Raw genomic sequence first — 15,257 nt, forward strand, 5'->3', positions numbered from 1 at the left:
GATTAGTGTGGATCAGGTATTGACGCAGCAAGAGATTGATTTATTGTTGAATGCGATGAGCAGCGGAGAGATCGATCAAGAAATTATTGAGATAGAAGACAAACAAGCCAAAGTGAAAGCCTACGATTTTCGCCGACCAACAAAGCTGTCGAAAGAATACGTCAATACCCTGCACATGATCTTCGAGGATTTCTCGAAGATGAGCAGCAGCATGCTTTCTACCCAACTGCGGACCAATGTTTCTTTGCAGTTGGCAGCTATCGAACAAGTCAGTTATGACGAATTTATCCATTCGATACCAAAATTTACTTTGTTGGGGCTCTTTCATTCGCAGCCTTTGAGCGGGATTCAAATGATCGAGATGAACCCACAACTGTGTATGATGTTGGTGGAGTTGTTGTGCGGCGGCTTGGATGTCTATCAAAACAAGCCGATCGAAATGGATTTTAGCGAGAAAAAAAGTTTTACTGATATTGAAACAGCAATCTTGGAAGAAGTGGTGGCACAATTTGTACGGGTCTACCAAAATGTTTGGAAGGACATCGTTGCCTTGGATTCGGTTTTGGATGGAATCGATACGAATCCGCAATTGATGCAAAACATGTCGCCCAACGAACCCGTCGTGTTAGTGACCTTTACTATCAAAATTTTTGAAGTGAAACATTTTATCAATCTATGTATCCCTTATGTCTTCTTTGAAGGGATCATTGATAAATTAAGTTTCCGCAATTGGTTTGATAGCAATCAGCCAGTCAACCAAGACGATAGCCGCGAGTTGCAAAAAAGTTTGAATGGCGTCGGATTGAATTTAGAAGTTCTGCTGGGCCATGCTCAAATGAGTCTTTCCGAGTTTCTCCACTTAGAAGAAGGCGATGTCATCAAACTAGACAAAAAAATTACTGAACCATTGGAGACCTTCATCGATGGAAAACCTTACTTCCGAGCAAAACCTGGGAAGCAAGAGGACCGTTTAGCCATTGAATTATTAGACAAGTTAGAAGAGGAGCAAGAACTATGAGTGAACGTTTATCCCAAGCAGAAATCGATGCATTGTTGAATCAAAGTGCCCCAGCCCAGCCGCAAGGATTAGAAGAGCAAGTCAAAGTCGACATTATCGGCGAAGTTGGCAATATCTCCATGTCGCAAGCGGCGACGACGTTGTCTTCCATTCTTGATCGTCGGGTCAGCATCACGACTCCCCGGGTGTCTAAAATCAAATTTGGTGAGATCTTAAACGACCTCGTTGCACCAAAAGTAGCGACGACAGTTGAATTTAAAGAAGGCCTTTTAGGCAGTAATTTGATGCTATTAGAAGTCAAAGATGCCATCGTGATCGCCGATTTGATGATGGGTGGAACTGGTGAAACCAGCAACACTCAATTTACGGAATTAGAGCTAAGTGCTGTGGCAGAAGCTATGAACCAAATGATTGGGACTGCCTCGACTTCGATGGCGACGATGATCAGTCGCAAAGTGGATATCTTGCCGCCGATCGTCAAACTATGGGAGACACCAGAAAACATTGAGTATAGCGGGATCGAGGCAGAGGAAGAGATTTATTGTATCTCATTTTCTTTGCGCGTCGAAGGTCTGATCGAAAGCAAAATCATGCAGATCTTTACCGATCCTGTGGTCAACGATATCGCCAGTGCGATGCTCTCAGACGAAGCGACTGTCGTTACTCGGGAAACACCAACACCGCAGCCAACGGCACCCGTTGCTGCGCCTACGCCAGAACCAGCGGCTGCATCAAAGCCCGTGGAAGTCAGCAAACCTGCGTTTCAAACATTGGCCTCCAGCGGAGTGAGCGATGGGGATAATTTGGACTTGATTCTTGATGTGCCATTGGATCTAAGTGTCGTGTTAGGCCGCAGCAAAAAAACCATTAAGGACATTTTATCTTTCAATACGGGGTCCGTCATCGAGCTGGAAAAACTGACGGATGAACCGCTAGAGATTTTGTTGAACGGCAAACTGATCGCCACTGGGGAAGTCGTGGTCATCAATGAAAACTTTGGTGTGCGGATCACCAACATTCTTTCGCAAAAACAACGCATCCACAATTTGCATTAATTTGAAGAAATCGCAAAAAGTTAAACATATGGGTTTAACTTTTTTGTGATTTGACCGATAGTAGAGGGTAGAAGAATGAGAACGGAGGAGAACCTATGAAAATCGAAAGAGGTTACGCAGAATACAGCGACAAGGCCATCAAACGTGAAGCGGTCAAACAAGAAAAGCCATCTGCTGCTCAGACAGAAAAAACCGTCGATGTTCAATTGTCCGAAACAGCTCAAGCCATTCAAAAGAGTGCCAATCAAACAGCCAGTCGCAGTGAGCGAGTGGCAGAATTGAAACGAGCGATCAAAGAAGGCACCTACCAAGTATCTGCCGAAACGATCGCAGATAAAATGCTGCAGCAAGATGAAAAGCAGGTCGACTAGATGACAGAACGGGAATTTGAGCGTCAGCTTCAGCAGTTCTTGCGGTTGCTGCAAAAAGAAAAGACCTGCTTGATCAAAAATCAAGCAGAAAAATTACCAGAACTCGTCGAGAAAAAAACCGCCTTCGTACCCGTTTTTTCCACGTATGAAGGAACTCTTTCAGTGGCGATCAAAGAACTCATCCGTCAGATCCAAGTGCAGCAAGCCGAAAATCTCCTGCTGACGGAGCAAGCCATTAGTTTCCAAACTGTTTTGATGGATGCAGTCAAAGAAAATATCAAGACACCGGCAAATACGTATTCGAAATACCAAGAAAAACAAGCTGTCTCAACAGCGATCATCGATCAAAAAATGTAAGGAGTACTTCTATGACAGGACTATTTGGTTCATTAGGCACCGCAACCCGGGGCATGACCGCCAATCAAGCAGCGTTGCAAACCAGCAGCCATAACATTGCAAATACCAATACAGACGGCTACTCAAGACAACGAGTCAACTTGCAAGCCGAAGCGTCTTATCATTTAGCGGGTGTCGGCAGCATCGGTATGGGTGTGAAAGTCGGCAGTGTCGAACGGATCGTCGATGATTTTGTCATTGGACAAGTACGCAATGCCAATTCTACCTATACATATTATGAACAAAAAGCAGACATATTAGGACAGCTGGAAAGTTTAATGAATGAGCCTTCTGACAATGGACTGTCCAAACAGCTGGCAACGATGTTTGATTCTTGGACCGCATTAGCCAACAATCCTGAACTGGATACGTCTAAGACCCTTGTGCTGGAAAACAGCAGTACGTTTGCCGATACCATCAACCAAATGGGCAAACAAATGACGCAGCTGCAAAGCGATACGCTGGATACCATCGAAAAATCCGCGCTGGACTTCAATGAGAAGGTCAAACAGCTGCAATCCTTGAATGAACAGATCTATGGGTTGACGACGAGTGGTGAGACACCCAATGATCTTTTGGATCGTCGAGACAGTCTGTTGAAAGATCTCTCGGGTCTAGCAGGGATCGAAACCAAGACCGATCAGTATGGCCGTGGGTTTGTATCCATGAGCGGACAGACGATTTTAAGTGCGGAGGAACGCAATACCCTTAGTGTGGTGGTGGGACAAAGCGACACAGGCGCCTTGGTTTCCAAAGACGGCAACGCCTTGAATCCTGCCGAAACCATTACAGGGTCTTATCCAGCTGGAACCGTCTTGTTGACGAAAACCACCGACAATGGCGAAACCGCCTATACAGAATTGCCGATCAAAGAAGGCGCGATCGGAGGCCTGCAAGCATCATCTAGTGAAATCGGCAGCCGCTTGACGGAATTGAACAACTTTACGACGACGATCGCGCAAGCCATGAACATGGTCTTTACCGGCGGCGCTTCTCGCACAAGCGGACTATTTGAGATCGGCCAAGATGATACCGGCACAGCGACGACGATTCGGGTCAGCCAAGCACTGTTAGATAACCCAAGTCTGGTGACCGGCGGAACGAGCAATGCAGCAGGAGATGGTTCAAGAGCTGCTGCAATGGCGAAACTCAGCAGTGCCAAATTGGATTTCCCGTTGTCAGAAAAGACGATCGCTTCTTTTGATTCTGAGACATTGACGTTTGCCAATGCAGCATCCGGCATGAGTGTCAGCAGTTATTTTAACAGCATCGTCACCAAAAACGGGATCTCAAAACAGCAAGCCGACAATACAGTCAGTGCCCAATTGTCGCTGCTGAATCAACTAGAATACAAAAATCAATCGGTGTCTGGGGTTTCATTAAATGAAGAAATGTCCGATGTGATTCGTTTCCAACAAGGATTTCAGGCCAATGCCCGCATATTATCGGTCGTTTCTGAAATGTTAGACACATTGATCAATCGAACAGGAGTGTAGACCATGCGTATTTCCAATTCAATCACCTACAATGATTTTTTACGAAATCTAGGAACCAACGCCTCCAAAGTCCAATCCACGTTGAATCAGCTATCGAGCTTAAAAGAAGTCAGCAAGTCCTCGGATAATCCGCTGCTGGTTTCAAAAATCATGGATCTCAATGTGTCGTTAAATCAAAACAAAACTTACAACAATACGATCAAAGACAGTATTTCTTGGACAAAAGCCCAAGATTCTGCTTTAGAAAGCGTCAGTACCTCGATGCTGCGGATTCGCTCGTTGGTTCAATCTTCTGCCAATGCGACAGCTGGCAGTGAGGAATTAGGGGCAAATCGTTCAGAGATCGAGCAAGAGATCGAAGGCATCGTTGAATCATTAAACACCAACTTTGATGGCCGCTATCTATTTAGCGGAACGAATACGACGACGGCGCCTTTTGAGATCGTCAAAGAAAATGACGCCATCGTCGGTATCAAATACAATGGCACGAGCGAAGACTTGCCGCGAGAAATCGCAAATGGGGTCTCGGTGGATCTGTTAGCCAGCGGTGATCGTCTGATGAACGAGACGGGCACCGCTGCGGATCCCCAAAATTTAAGCACCTATTTCAATGATTTGTTGTCTGCATTGCGCAGTGATGATAAAGATGCCTTAGGGGGCGAGCTTTTAACCGCTCATGACCAGCATGCCACTAATGTGGTGAATGTACGGGCGCAGATCGGCACCCTCTACAATCGCTTGGAGGCGGCAGCTGATCGAAATGAGACGGAAAAGCTGAACTTGACCGAAACACTGTCCAACAAACAAGACGTCGATATTGCGGAAAAGTATATGGAATATCAAAATCAAATGACTGCCTACCGTTCAACATTAGCGATGGGAACAAAGATCATGCAGATGTCCATTCTAGATTATTTAAATTAACCCAAAAACTTTTGTTCTTTGCTGAGAGCAAAAGTTTTTTATTTTTTTTAGAAAAAAGGCTTAACCCTGAACGGTTTCTTCCGATAAATAGTAGCAGAGGGAAACCTTAGCGAATAAAAATTAGGAGGAACTACACATGAGAATCAATACAAACGTTTCAGCATTGAATACTTACTCACGCCTAACGGCAGCAAATGCTTCTAAAAGCAATTCTTTGTCTAAATTATCTTCAGGCTTACGCATCAACAAAGCTGGGGACGACGCAGCTGGCTTAGCAATTTCTGAAAAAATGAAAGGCCAAATCGGCGGTTTGTCACAAGCTAAAAGCAACGCACAAGATGGTATTTCATTGATCCAAACAGCAGAAGGTGCATTAAATGAAACCCACAGCATCTTAGGCCGTATGCGTGATCTTGCGGTTCAAAGTTCAAACGGTACGTTAAGTGATGACGACCGCAGTGCGATCAACAAAGAATACACCGCATTGTCTGATGAAATCGACCGTATCAGCAATACCACTGAATTCAATACAAAAAGCTTGTTAACTGGTGAAGGCGATGATGCGAAATCATTCACTTTCCAAATCGGTGCCAACGCAAACCAAACAATGAGCGTTTCAATCAATAACATGAGCTCATCTGCCTTGAAAGTAAAAGGCTTAGATTTAACACAAGCCATTGATACAAGCGATGCCAAAGCTGTTGCTGCAGCAAAAGATAAAGCAGTAGCGACTGCCTTCAAAGCAGATGCTACAACAAAATATGCAGCGGACGGCACAGTTGATGCGGCAGCTGGTAAAACAGTTGCTGAATTACAAACAGCCATCGATACAGCTGCTGATGATACAGCAAAAGCAACAGCTCAAAAAACATACGATGATGCTTTAGCAACATTTACCGCTTCTGATGAAGGCAAAGCAGCAGCGGCAACTGTCAGCGTTGAAAACAACCCAATCACAAAAATCGATGAAGCGATCAAAGCAGTTTCTGCACAACGTGCGGATCTTGGTGCGGCGCAAAACCGTCTAGAACACACAATCAACAACTTAGGTACAACACAAGAAAACCTATCTGAAGCAAACTCACGTATCCGTGACGTTGATATGGCGCAAGAAATGATGAGCTTTACGAAGAGCAACATCCTTTCTCAAGCAGCAACTTCAATGTTGGCACAAGCAAACTCAATGCCTAACAGCGTATTGAGCTTGTTACAAGGATAATTTTTGATCAAGTGAACCACTGACACAAGGACTGCCTAGGGGAAGCGCAGTTCTTGTGTTTTACATAGCAGCACAAAAACGCTTAGAAATGAGGAAGCTCTGATGGATATTCAGCCAATGTCAGGAATACACCCGATCGAAGCCGTTGCGTCGGTCGCTAAAGCACGTCCGATCGAATCCTTAGATCAAGAGAACGCCAACCTTCAGCCGCAACACCAAGAGGGGAAACTGGCGGAGAAAAAGGAACAGACAGCAGTGGCCACTGAACCGCCGATCCACTATTTTTCAGTAGCCGATCAGCACAAGATCGCAGCCTCCGTGGAGGAAGTGAATCAGCGACTACTTGGCAAAGATATGAAATTGGCTTATGAAGTACATGAGCGCACAGGGCGTACGATGGTGCGTTTAGTGGATATGCAGACCAACGAAGTGATCAAAGAGATCCCGCCCGCCAACATGCTAGACGTGATTGGGAAAATATGGGATGACATGGGCATCGCGGTCGATCGAAAGGGATGAAAACATGGCAAGTGTAACCAGCAGTTCAGGAATCAGTACAACGCTAGGGAGTTATTCTGGCGTGACTTCAGAAGATATTGAAAAATTATTGGCGGCAGATGCGATCAACAAGACCCGCGCTGAGAATAAAATCACGTCGCTAAAAGCACAAAAAACGGCATGGAGTGATATCAGCACTCGCTTGACTAACTTTTTGTCAAAAGTCGATGCATTACAAAAAGATGATGCTTATCAAACGAAAAAAGCGACGACCACCAATAGCAGCATCGCTTCAATTGCAGGAACAACGGAAGCTCCAGAAGGCACCTATGATCTAAAAGTCAACCAACTAGCAACAGCCACGAAGGTGACGGGGAGTCAAGTAGCTCAAAGCAGCAAAACGGCCCTAAATGTCAGTGGTCAGCTGTCATTGACCAGTTCGGAAGTCGATGAAGATGGCAAACCGATCACCGCTTCGATCGAGATCACGGCCGAAGACAGCTTAAAAGATGTGGCAGCCAAGATCAATAGCCAAAGCAAGACGACCTTCGTCGCGGCGAGCATCGTGGATAACCGTTTGATTTTAACAAATACCAAAATGGGCGACAAAAATTTCTTGATCGACGGCAATGCCGCCGAAGGGTTAGGGATCGGTTCAACTGCGACAACGACACAAGGCCAACCGGCTATTTTTGAGCTAGACGGCATGAAGATCACTCGCGACAGCAACAGTGTGACGGATGTTATCGATGGTGTCACGCTGACGTTAGCGAAAAAAAGCGAGGAGCATGTGACGCTTTCTTTAGCCAATGATACCTCGAAAGTCGTTGATGCAGTGCAAGGATTAGTGGATCAATACAATAGCTTGATGAGTTTTATCGGCGACAATTTGACCGTGGGAGATCCTAGTAGTGAAAACAACAAGACGGGGACCTTGGTGGGAGACAGTGCATTGACCCGTCTACAGACCCAATTGCGAAATTTGATCACCATTCCAGCCGTCAGCGGCTCAAAGCTGACCGCCAATAAGCTAGGCATCTCCACCGTCGATAATGATGGTACATTGGGATTGGATACGACAAAGTTAAAAGAAGCCTTAGCGGAAGATCCCGCTGCTGTGAAGTCTTTCTTTTATGCAAGTACGAAAACTAAAGAAGCCGATGGCACTGCGAGCACGAAAGAGACTGGCTATACACTAGCCCTAAAAGAATTAGCCAACAGCTATGTCGTCAATACTTCAGCCAATAAAGGGATCATTGCCACCAAATCTGCGACCTATGACAGTACCATCAAGGATTTAAACAAGCAGATCACACGGTTTGATGATATTTTAGCAATGAAAAAAGAGCGTTACATCACAATGTTTACCAAGTTAGACTCCGTGATGATGGAGGCTGAAAATCAGCTGAGCTACCTAAGCAATCAGTTTGCCAATACGTCAAACTAGGCAGGATAGCCGATTAAAGCAGTCATTTTTTCATTCGCATAAGAAACCCTCGTCAACATGAAAGGAAACAACCGATGGAGCCACACGTATCATTAGATGAACGTTTGAATCAGATTTTAACTGGTTTTGCCCAATGGCGCGGCGACAGCGAAGAAGCCAGTCGTTTGATGGCAGCCAATGCAGCGGTCATAGCAGCCATGCAAGCAGAAGCACAGAGCCATAGTCCACAAACCAGTGCATTGGCGCAACAAGTGATCCAAGCGTATCAAGCATTCTTAGACCAGGTCAAAGCCCAGCAGCAAGAGATCAAACAAGAATTGGGGCGTTTGAACCGCAAAAACAATCTTGTCAAAACGTATTTGCAGCAAGAAGACAGTGCCGCCTTCGTCGAATTTGATTTATAGTGAGGAAAAAAAGATGAATTATCAAAAAATGCAAAACAACTATTTGCAGAACCAAGTAATGAGTGCCTCCCCCAACAAACTGATTGAAATGCTGTTGCAAGCAGCGATCAAAAATATCAAATTAGCAGTGATCGCATTGGAAAAAGAAGATTTAAGCCAAGCTCATCAGCAATTTGTCAAGGCGCAGAATATTTTATTGGAATTACGGGTCTCTTTAGACCGTGAGCAAGGTGGCGCTATCGCTGAAGATCTCGATTCTCTGTATGGCTATATGTACGATCAGCTAGTCAGTGCCAATGTCCAAAAAGAGGCAGCCCCTGCAGAAACGGTCGTCCCGCTTTTAAGCGAACTACTGGAAAGCTGGCAAACGATCACCCAATAAATTTGAGAAAAAGCACAGAAACGACCACCTAAAACCTAGAAAAGTTTAGTAATTGGTTAAATTTTTACCATGTATCCCTTTTCACTAAGCTTTCTTTTTCCCCTCCTCGTCCCTATCTGGTACTCTTTTTATGAGCGTACCGAAAAGGTGCAAGGAGGTTTTTTTTTGAAACAAAAAATAGTACAAAAGCCGCTTTTCTGGCAAGTGGTGATTCTGATTGCAATGAGTGGTGTTTTTTTATTGCCGCAGATTTTAGGCCAAGGCATGATTTTGGGCTCTGATGTGGTCTTTCACTTCAATCGTTTTTATGAGACCAGCCAGCAGATCAAAGAGGGCAATTTTCAATATTTTCTTTCTATCTACGGGTTTCAGCAATCTGCTCGTATCGTCAATGCATTATACGGGCCCTTTTTTGCTTATTTCCAAGGACTGCTGGTCTTGCTGAGTCCTTCGTGGTTTTCCTACCAGCTGCTCGCCAACGGGCTGCTCTATTTGTTAGCAGGGTTTTCGATGTTTGGCTTATTAAAGAAATTACGAGTCAATGGTTGGCTGTCAGTGGGGATGAGCGTCCTGTTTATGGCGACCTATTCTGTCCAGTATTGGATTGAGCGACAGGGCTTTTCTGCTTGGGGGGCGGCTGTGCTGCCGCTGTGCCTGATCCCACTGATCGCACTAGGGGAACATAAACGGTTACGGCCTTTTGCGGTAGGGGTTTCCGTGGCGGTCTTATTTCAAATCCATGTGTTTTCAAGCATCTTGTTAGTGTTCTTATACGTGCCCTTTTTCTTACGCGCCTTTTTTGTTGGGACTTCTGGCGAAGAAAAACGACAATTGGTGCTGCGCTTAGCAGGAGCGATCGGGATCTTCTTGCTACTGACCGCCAATATTTGGTTAGGGATGTTGGATCTTTATACGAGTAACACGTTGATCGCGCCTTTTGTGAATCGCAACATGCAGAACAATACCATTACTGGAACCAGCAGCTATTGGTGGACGACTCCGTACCTGCTGCCCATCTTATGTGCTTTGTTCTTTTGTGGTGCGATCCGTGTGTGGCCACGTCTATCTGGCGGCTTCAAATTAATGACGGCAGCTGCAGCAGTCTTTTTCGTTTTATCATCGAACGCTGTTCCTTGGCAATGGCTAGGCAGTCTGGACAATGGTGTAATCAATTTACTGCAATTTCCTTTTCGGTTCTTTGTTCCTGCCACGATTTTGATCTTAGTCGGTTTGTGCCTGCTAGTTCCTTATTATCGGGGCAAGCCATTGGCAAATCCGCGTTGGTTTGTCCTCGTTTTAGTCTTGAGTGTTGGTCAAATCCTGATCCAAAACACGGTCAAAATGCAGGACTGGCACTCCGATGAAGCTGCGGTTTCACTGCGAAACCACACCTATCTGTCGGCGGAATCTGAAGCGCAATTGAAGGAAGCCTATTTTAGTAAAGACAAGTCCTTAGCATTAGCGCTGTATCAACGTTCTACGCCAGATTATCTGCCCCTCTATCAAGAAACCAAGAAGAACAAGTACAATTTGTACGGGGAAGAAATCATTGAAAAGAATGATACCGTGGCAAAAACCGTAGAAAACGGGAAGCTTACTTTACGTTGGCAAGGTGATCAAGAGACGTGGAAGGCGTTACCGATCATCAATTACCGATATACTGAATTGACCCTCAATCAGCAGCCACTAACTGAAAAAGATGTCTCTTTGAGTGCCATTGGTGCCGTTTCTGTCCAACAGCAAGCAGGGGAGAATGTCTTAGTCGTTGATTACGACGCGCCTTGGTTTTTCGACGGAGCTTTATGGCTGACGATCATTTCTTGGCTCGCTTTACTCATCGGCTTTATCAGCTGGAAAACAAGACAGCTGTACCGTCGTCGTAAGGTCGTACAAGCTTTATTGAAAGAATCTGAATAAAATGAATCAGAAAAGAACTTCAGCGAGAGGGCTGAAGTTCTTTTTTTGCTGATCAACAACAGTGTACCTGTTGCTTTTCGTCAGAAACAATAATCGTTGCGCACGCAACGATTATTCCTTATAATAGATTAGACACTTTGAAGAACTAAGAAAGGCAGGAGTGCTCATGGAAGCCATTATCCGCTCAATCAATCATATTGCCCGTCTCGCCACCCTTTATCGGGAAAAAGAATTGAAAAAATTTGGTTTAGGTGGGATGCATCATACCTATATCTTAAACATTTGCCGCCAACCGGGGATCAGTCAAGAAGCCTTAGCCAAGAAGATTTTTGTGAATAAAAGCAATGTTGCCCGTCAACTAGCAATCCTAGAAGAACGAGGATTTGTCACTAGAACCAGCAGTCCCACCGACAAACGACAATTACTGGTTTATCCAACCGAAAAAGCACTCGCCGTCCAACCAGCGATCCAACAGCTGCTTCAAAGCTGGAATGAACAAGTCGTAGCAGGTTTTTCTGCTGCCCAACAGCAGCAGTTGATCGCCGATCTGGAAATCGTCAAAGAAAATTCCCAGCGGCTTTTAGCGAAAGATGAGGCGATGGAATGAATCTTTTGACTCAATATTTAAAACCCTATATCGGCCGCATCTCCCTTGGCGTCAGTATCAAATTCTTCGGCTCCCTGATGGACTTGCTATTGCCTTGGATTTTGGCGTACATCATCGATTCTGTGATCCCCACGAAGCAGGTATCTGCGATTTTTGCTTGGGGTGGGGCGATGGTGGTCTGCTCCATCATCGCAGTCGTCACCAATATCATCGCCAACCGGATGGCCTCCAGTGTTGCTCGCGATACCACCGGTAGTATACGCCATGATTTATTTGAAAAAGTTTCCTATCTGTCGATTCCGCAAGTCGAAGAAGTCGGGATCCCTTCTTTGGTGTCTCGCTTAACGACAGACACTTACAACATCCATCAAACGGTAGGCATGATCCAACGGATGGGGATTCGTGCCCCGATTCTGTTATTAGGGGGGATCATGATCACTGCCACATTAGATCCCGTGTTGACGCTGGTCTTAGTAGGCGTCTTGCCCTTCACTTTAGTGGCGGCAGTCACGATCTCGAAACGGGGGATCCCCTTGTTTGCTTCATTACAAAAGCAAGTGGATGTGTTGGTGCGAACTGTCCGTGAAAATGTGACTGGGGCTCGGGTGATCAAGGCCTTGTCCAAAGCAGATTACGAGAAAAAGCGCTTTGACCACGTCAACCAAGACGTAGTAGCTGCGGAAACCACCGCTAATCGAACGATGGCTGCAACACCGCCCCTGATGGACCTATTTTTGAATATCGGACTGACGCTAGTGATCGTCGTCAGTGCCTTTCGCGTCAATCAAGGATTGACGCAACCAGGCGTCATCATCGCCTTTTTGACCTATTTTACGATCATTTTGAATGCCATGCTCAGTATCACGCGCATCTTTGTGATCGTGTCGAAGGGGCTGGCTTCTGCCGATCGAATCCAATCCGTCTTGCGCCTGCCGCAAAATATGCAAGTCATTGAGGCGCCTGTCAAAGAAGAGTCTGCGCATATCGTTTTTGAAAAAGTTTCCTTCACCTATCCTAACGGTACCCAGGTGCTGAAAGACATCGATTTTTCCTTGCAGCCGGGAGAAACCTTAGGGATTATCGGTGCGACTGGTAGTGGAAAATCAACGATCGTCAAACTACTGCTGCGGCTCTATGACCCAACGAAGGGCATGATTCGCATCGCTGGTCGCGACATTCGCTCCATCGATCCGACGGAGCTGCATCAGTTATTCGGTGTCGTCTTACAAAAAGACGTGCTTTTTGCGGAAACGATCGAAGAAAATATCGCTTTTGGTCGGCGGTTTTCCAAAGAACAGATCGAAGAAGCGGCGGCTCGCGCCCAAGCCAAGGAGTTTATCAATCAACTACCCAAGCGCTTAGCTCATCCACTGCATGCTAAAGGCAGCAATTTAAGCGGGGGGCAAAAGCAGCGGGTCTTGTTATCGCGGGCCTTGGCGGGGGATCCAGAGATTTTGATTTTGGATGATTCTGCCAGTGCGCTGGATTATCGGACCGACGCTCAGTTGCGCAAGGTCCTGAGACAGCAGTTTCAACAGACGACGACGGTCTTGATCGCGCAGCGGATCAGCTCGATCCAGCATGCCGACAAAATTTTGGTACTGGAAAACGGGCAAATGAACGGCTTTGGCAGTCACCGAGAATTACTAGCAGAAAATGCGATCTACCAAGCCATTTATCAAGGTCAGACAGGAGGTGCCGACGATGCCGAAGAAAAAAACGGAAAAACCGCAGGATAGTAAGAAAACACTACGGCGTTTGTGGGGCTATCTCTACGAGTACAAAGGTCTCCTGCTGGCAGCCGCTGTATTGATGATGGCCAGCAACATCTTCGCCTTGGTGGGCCCGTTGCTTTCAGGATACGCCATTGATGCCATTCAACCGGGTCCCGGCAAGGTCATTTTTGATCGAGTCTTCTTTTATTGTGGGCTGATGCTGCTGTTTTATCTTGCGTCTTCCCTTCTTAGTTATCTGATTTCGCTCATGATGATCCGCTTGAGTCAGCGGGTGGTGGCAGCGATGCGCAAGGCGATTTTTGATAAAATCACCGAACTGCCGGTTGGGTATTTTGACCGAGTCGCCACTGGGGATATCATCAGCCGCATCAGTTATGATGTCGATACCATCAATACGTCATTGGCCAGCGATGCCATTCAAGTCCTCAGCAGTCTTGTGACGATCATTGGTTCGTTTGTGATGATGGTTTTGATTTCGCCGCTGCTGGTGCTGATTTTTGTCGTAACGGTTCCCGCTTCGATCTTTTTGACCCGCTTTTTGATGAGCAAATTTCAACCATTGTTTCGCCGTCGTTCCCGCAAATTAGGCGAATTGAACGGCTTTGTGGAAGAGATTATTTCTGGTCAGCAAACGATCAAGCTGTATAACCAAGAAGAAGCGATCATCAGCCGTTTTGACGAAAAAAACCAAGAAGCGGTGGATGCCTATTACAATGCCGAGTACTACGGCAGTATGACTGGTCCTTCCATCAACTTTATCAACAATCTGTCGTTGTCCTTGATCAGTATGTTTGGCGCCTTGCTGTTTTTGTTCGGTCATCTGACATTAGGGAATGTTTCTTCCTTTGTTCTTTACTCCAGAAAATTCTCAGGACCAATCAATGAGTTAGCCAACATCTTCAGCGATTTGCAATCAGCATTGGCGGCGGCAGAACGGATCTTCCGTTTGCTGGATGAAGAACCTGAAGTTTCTGATGTTCCTAGAGCCTACGAATACCACGAGGTGTCTGGTGATGTCGCCTTTGACCATGTGACCTTCGGCTATCAAGCACAGCAGCCCATCATCAAAGACCTTTCGCTACAAGTACCAGCTGGCAGCTTGGTCGCGATCGTCGGACCGACCGGAGCGGGGAAAACCACCATCGTGAACCTCTTGATGCGGTTTTATGACCCTGACCAAGGAGCGATTCGGTTAGACGGTAAAAATATCCGCCAAGCGACACGCCGCAGCTTACGGCAAAGCTATGCGATGGTGCTGCAAGATACCTGGTTGTTCACGGGAACGGTTTTCGACAATTTGGCCTACGGCAAGGCGAATGCGACGTTGGCAGAAGTCCAAGCTGCTGCACAAGCCGCCCATATCCATGACTTTATTATGAGCCTGCCAAAAGGCTATGATACTTTGACCTCTGAAGACGGAACCGGTATCTCACAAGGGCAAAAACAGCTGTTGACGATTGCACGAGCAATGCTGTTGGATGCCGATCTGTTGATTCTTGATGAAGCCACATCGAATGTCGACACGCAAACAGAGCTGCTGATCCAAGCAGCGATGACCAAATTGATGAAAGGCAAAACCTCCTTTGTGATCGCTCATCGCTTGTCCACGATTCGACATGCCGATACGATCCTCGTGGTGGAACAGGGGAATATCGTAGAGCAAGGGACCCACGAAGAGTTATTAGCCAAAGAGGGGCGTTACGCCGCACTCTATCAGGCACAATTTGATGCATGATCCATAGCTAGTCCACATCCTTGCAAGGAGAACGCCACTGCTTGCAAGGATG

Annotated in this window: 15 protein-coding genes; all 15 read left to right on the forward strand. The window is 46.1% G+C overall.

Features of this window, described 5'->3' with window-relative positions; genetic code table 11:
- The first annotated feature begins 7 nt into the window (after nt 1-7).
- The 15 genes from fliM to ACTW1R_RS00695 all read left to right on the forward strand — a co-directional run bounded on the left by fliM (nt 8) and on the right by ACTW1R_RS00695 (nt 15,205).
- Nucleotides 8-1,018 (forward strand): flagellar motor switch protein FliM, encoded by a 1,011-nt coding sequence (gene fliM / locus ACTW1R_RS00625; RefSeq protein WP_005232756.1) that lies wholly within the window; start codon nt 8-10, stop codon nt 1,016-1,018.
- Nucleotides 1,015-2,073, forward strand: coding sequence for a flagellar motor switch phosphatase FliY (fliY, locus tag ACTW1R_RS00630; RefSeq protein ID WP_005226637.1), 1,059 nt, complete (start codon nt 1,015-1,017; stop codon nt 2,071-2,073). The genes fliM and fliY overlap by 4 nt, the downstream gene beginning before the upstream one ends.
- Nucleotides 2,074-2,168: 95 nt before the next feature.
- A complete protein-coding gene (gene flgM, locus ACTW1R_RS00635) occupies nt 2,169-2,444 on the forward strand; it encodes a flagellar biosynthesis anti-sigma factor FlgM (RefSeq protein ID WP_005226638.1) in 276 nt (91 codons plus the stop codon).
- The gene (locus tag ACTW1R_RS00640) at nt 2,445-2,801 is read left to right on the forward strand and encodes a hypothetical protein (protein ID WP_016609029.1); all 357 of its coding nucleotides are present in this window, start codon (nt 2,445-2,447) and stop codon (nt 2,799-2,801) included.
- An 11-nt stretch (nt 2,802-2,812) separates the two neighbouring features.
- Nucleotides 2,813-4,336 carry a flagellar hook-associated protein FlgK gene (flgK, locus tag ACTW1R_RS00645; protein ID WP_016609030.1) on the forward strand — a complete coding sequence of 508 codons (1,524 nt, stop codon included), beginning with the start codon at nt 2,813-2,815 and terminating at the stop codon, nt 4,334-4,336.
- Between the two features lie 3 nt (nt 4,337-4,339).
- Nucleotides 4,340-5,260 carry a flagellar hook-associated protein FlgL gene (gene flgL / locus ACTW1R_RS00650; protein ID WP_005226641.1) on the forward strand — a complete coding sequence of 307 codons (921 nt, stop codon included), beginning with the start codon at nt 4,340-4,342 and terminating at the stop codon, nt 5,258-5,260.
- 136 nt (nt 5,261-5,396) lie between these two features.
- A complete protein-coding gene (locus ACTW1R_RS00655; protein WP_005226642.1) occupies nt 5,397-6,479 on the forward strand; it encodes a flagellin N-terminal helical domain-containing protein in 1,083 nt (360 codons plus the stop codon).
- Between the two features lie 102 nt (nt 6,480-6,581).
- The gene (locus tag ACTW1R_RS00660) at nt 6,582-6,998 is read left to right on the forward strand and encodes a flagellar protein FlaG (RefSeq protein ID WP_074934302.1); all 417 of its coding nucleotides are present in this window, start codon (nt 6,582-6,584) and stop codon (nt 6,996-6,998) included.
- Nucleotides 6,999-7,002: 4 nt separating this feature from the next.
- A complete protein-coding gene (gene fliD, locus ACTW1R_RS00665) occupies nt 7,003-8,424 on the forward strand; it encodes a flagellar filament capping protein FliD (protein WP_005226644.1) in 1,422 nt (473 codons plus the stop codon).
- A 74-nt stretch (nt 8,425-8,498) separates the two neighbouring features.
- Nucleotides 8,499-8,828 (forward strand): hypothetical protein, encoded by a 330-nt coding sequence (locus ACTW1R_RS00670; RefSeq protein ID WP_005232745.1) that lies wholly within the window; start codon nt 8,499-8,501, stop codon nt 8,826-8,828.
- Between the two features lie 13 nt (nt 8,829-8,841).
- Entirely contained in the window at nt 8,842-9,210 is a 369-nt protein-coding gene (fliS, locus tag ACTW1R_RS00675; protein ID WP_074535618.1) for a flagellar export chaperone FliS, read from the forward strand.
- Nucleotides 9,211-9,375: 165 nt separating this feature from the next.
- Nucleotides 9,376-11,127, forward strand: coding sequence for a glycosyltransferase family protein (locus tag ACTW1R_RS00680; protein WP_081343868.1), 1,752 nt, complete (start codon nt 9,376-9,378; stop codon nt 11,125-11,127).
- A gap of 166 nt (nt 11,128-11,293) precedes the next feature.
- Complete coding sequence (locus ACTW1R_RS00685; RefSeq protein ID WP_010748552.1) at nt 11,294-11,734, forward strand: MarR family winged helix-turn-helix transcriptional regulator; 441 nt, start codon at nt 11,294-11,296, stop codon at nt 11,732-11,734.
- The gene (locus ACTW1R_RS00690) at nt 11,731-13,473 is read left to right on the forward strand and encodes an ABC transporter ATP-binding protein (RefSeq protein WP_144808974.1); all 1,743 of its coding nucleotides are present in this window, start codon (nt 11,731-11,733) and stop codon (nt 13,471-13,473) included. Before ACTW1R_RS00685 ends, ACTW1R_RS00690 begins: the two co-directional genes overlap by 4 nt.
- A complete protein-coding gene (locus ACTW1R_RS00695) occupies nt 13,439-15,205 on the forward strand; it encodes an ABC transporter ATP-binding protein (RefSeq protein WP_270289980.1) in 1,767 nt (588 codons plus the stop codon). The genes ACTW1R_RS00690 and ACTW1R_RS00695 overlap by 35 nt, the downstream gene beginning before the upstream one ends.
- Nucleotides 15,206-15,257 lie beyond the last annotated feature (52 nt).

The organism is Enterococcus sp. R12, assembly GCF_058135755.1.

Coding starts and splice junctions, on each gene's coding strand:
- fliY (WP_005226637.1), top strand. CDS start 1,015: ATGAGTGAACGTTTATCCCAAGCAGAAATCGATGCATTGTTGAATCAA.
- ACTW1R_RS00640 (WP_016609029.1), top strand. CDS start 2,445: ATGACAGAACGGGAATTTGAGCGTCAGCTTCAGCAGTTCTTGCGGTTG.
- flgM (WP_005226638.1), top strand. CDS start 2,169: ATGAAAATCGAAAGAGGTTACGCAGAATACAGCGACAAGGCCATCAAA.
- ACTW1R_RS00655 (WP_005226642.1), top strand. CDS start 5,397: ATGAGAATCAATACAAACGTTTCAGCATTGAATACTTACTCACGCCTA.
- fliD (WP_005226644.1), top strand. CDS start 7,003: ATGGCAAGTGTAACCAGCAGTTCAGGAATCAGTACAACGCTAGGGAGT.
- ACTW1R_RS00695 (WP_270289980.1), top strand. CDS start 13,439: ATGCCGAAGAAAAAAACGGAAAAACCGCAGGATAGTAAGAAAACACTA.
- ACTW1R_RS00670 (WP_005232745.1), top strand. CDS start 8,499: ATGGAGCCACACGTATCATTAGATGAACGTTTGAATCAGATTTTAACT.
- ACTW1R_RS00690 (WP_144808974.1), top strand. CDS start 11,731: ATGAATCTTTTGACTCAATATTTAAAACCCTATATCGGCCGCATCTCC.
- fliS (WP_074535618.1), top strand. CDS start 8,842: ATGAATTATCAAAAAATGCAAAACAACTATTTGCAGAACCAAGTAATG.
- flgK (WP_016609030.1), top strand. CDS start 2,813: ATGACAGGACTATTTGGTTCATTAGGCACCGCAACCCGGGGCATGACC.
- ACTW1R_RS00685 (WP_010748552.1), top strand. CDS start 11,294: ATGGAAGCCATTATCCGCTCAATCAATCATATTGCCCGTCTCGCCACC.
- flgL (WP_005226641.1), top strand. CDS start 4,340: ATGCGTATTTCCAATTCAATCACCTACAATGATTTTTTACGAAATCTA.
- ACTW1R_RS00660 (WP_074934302.1), top strand. CDS start 6,582: ATGGATATTCAGCCAATGTCAGGAATACACCCGATCGAAGCCGTTGCG.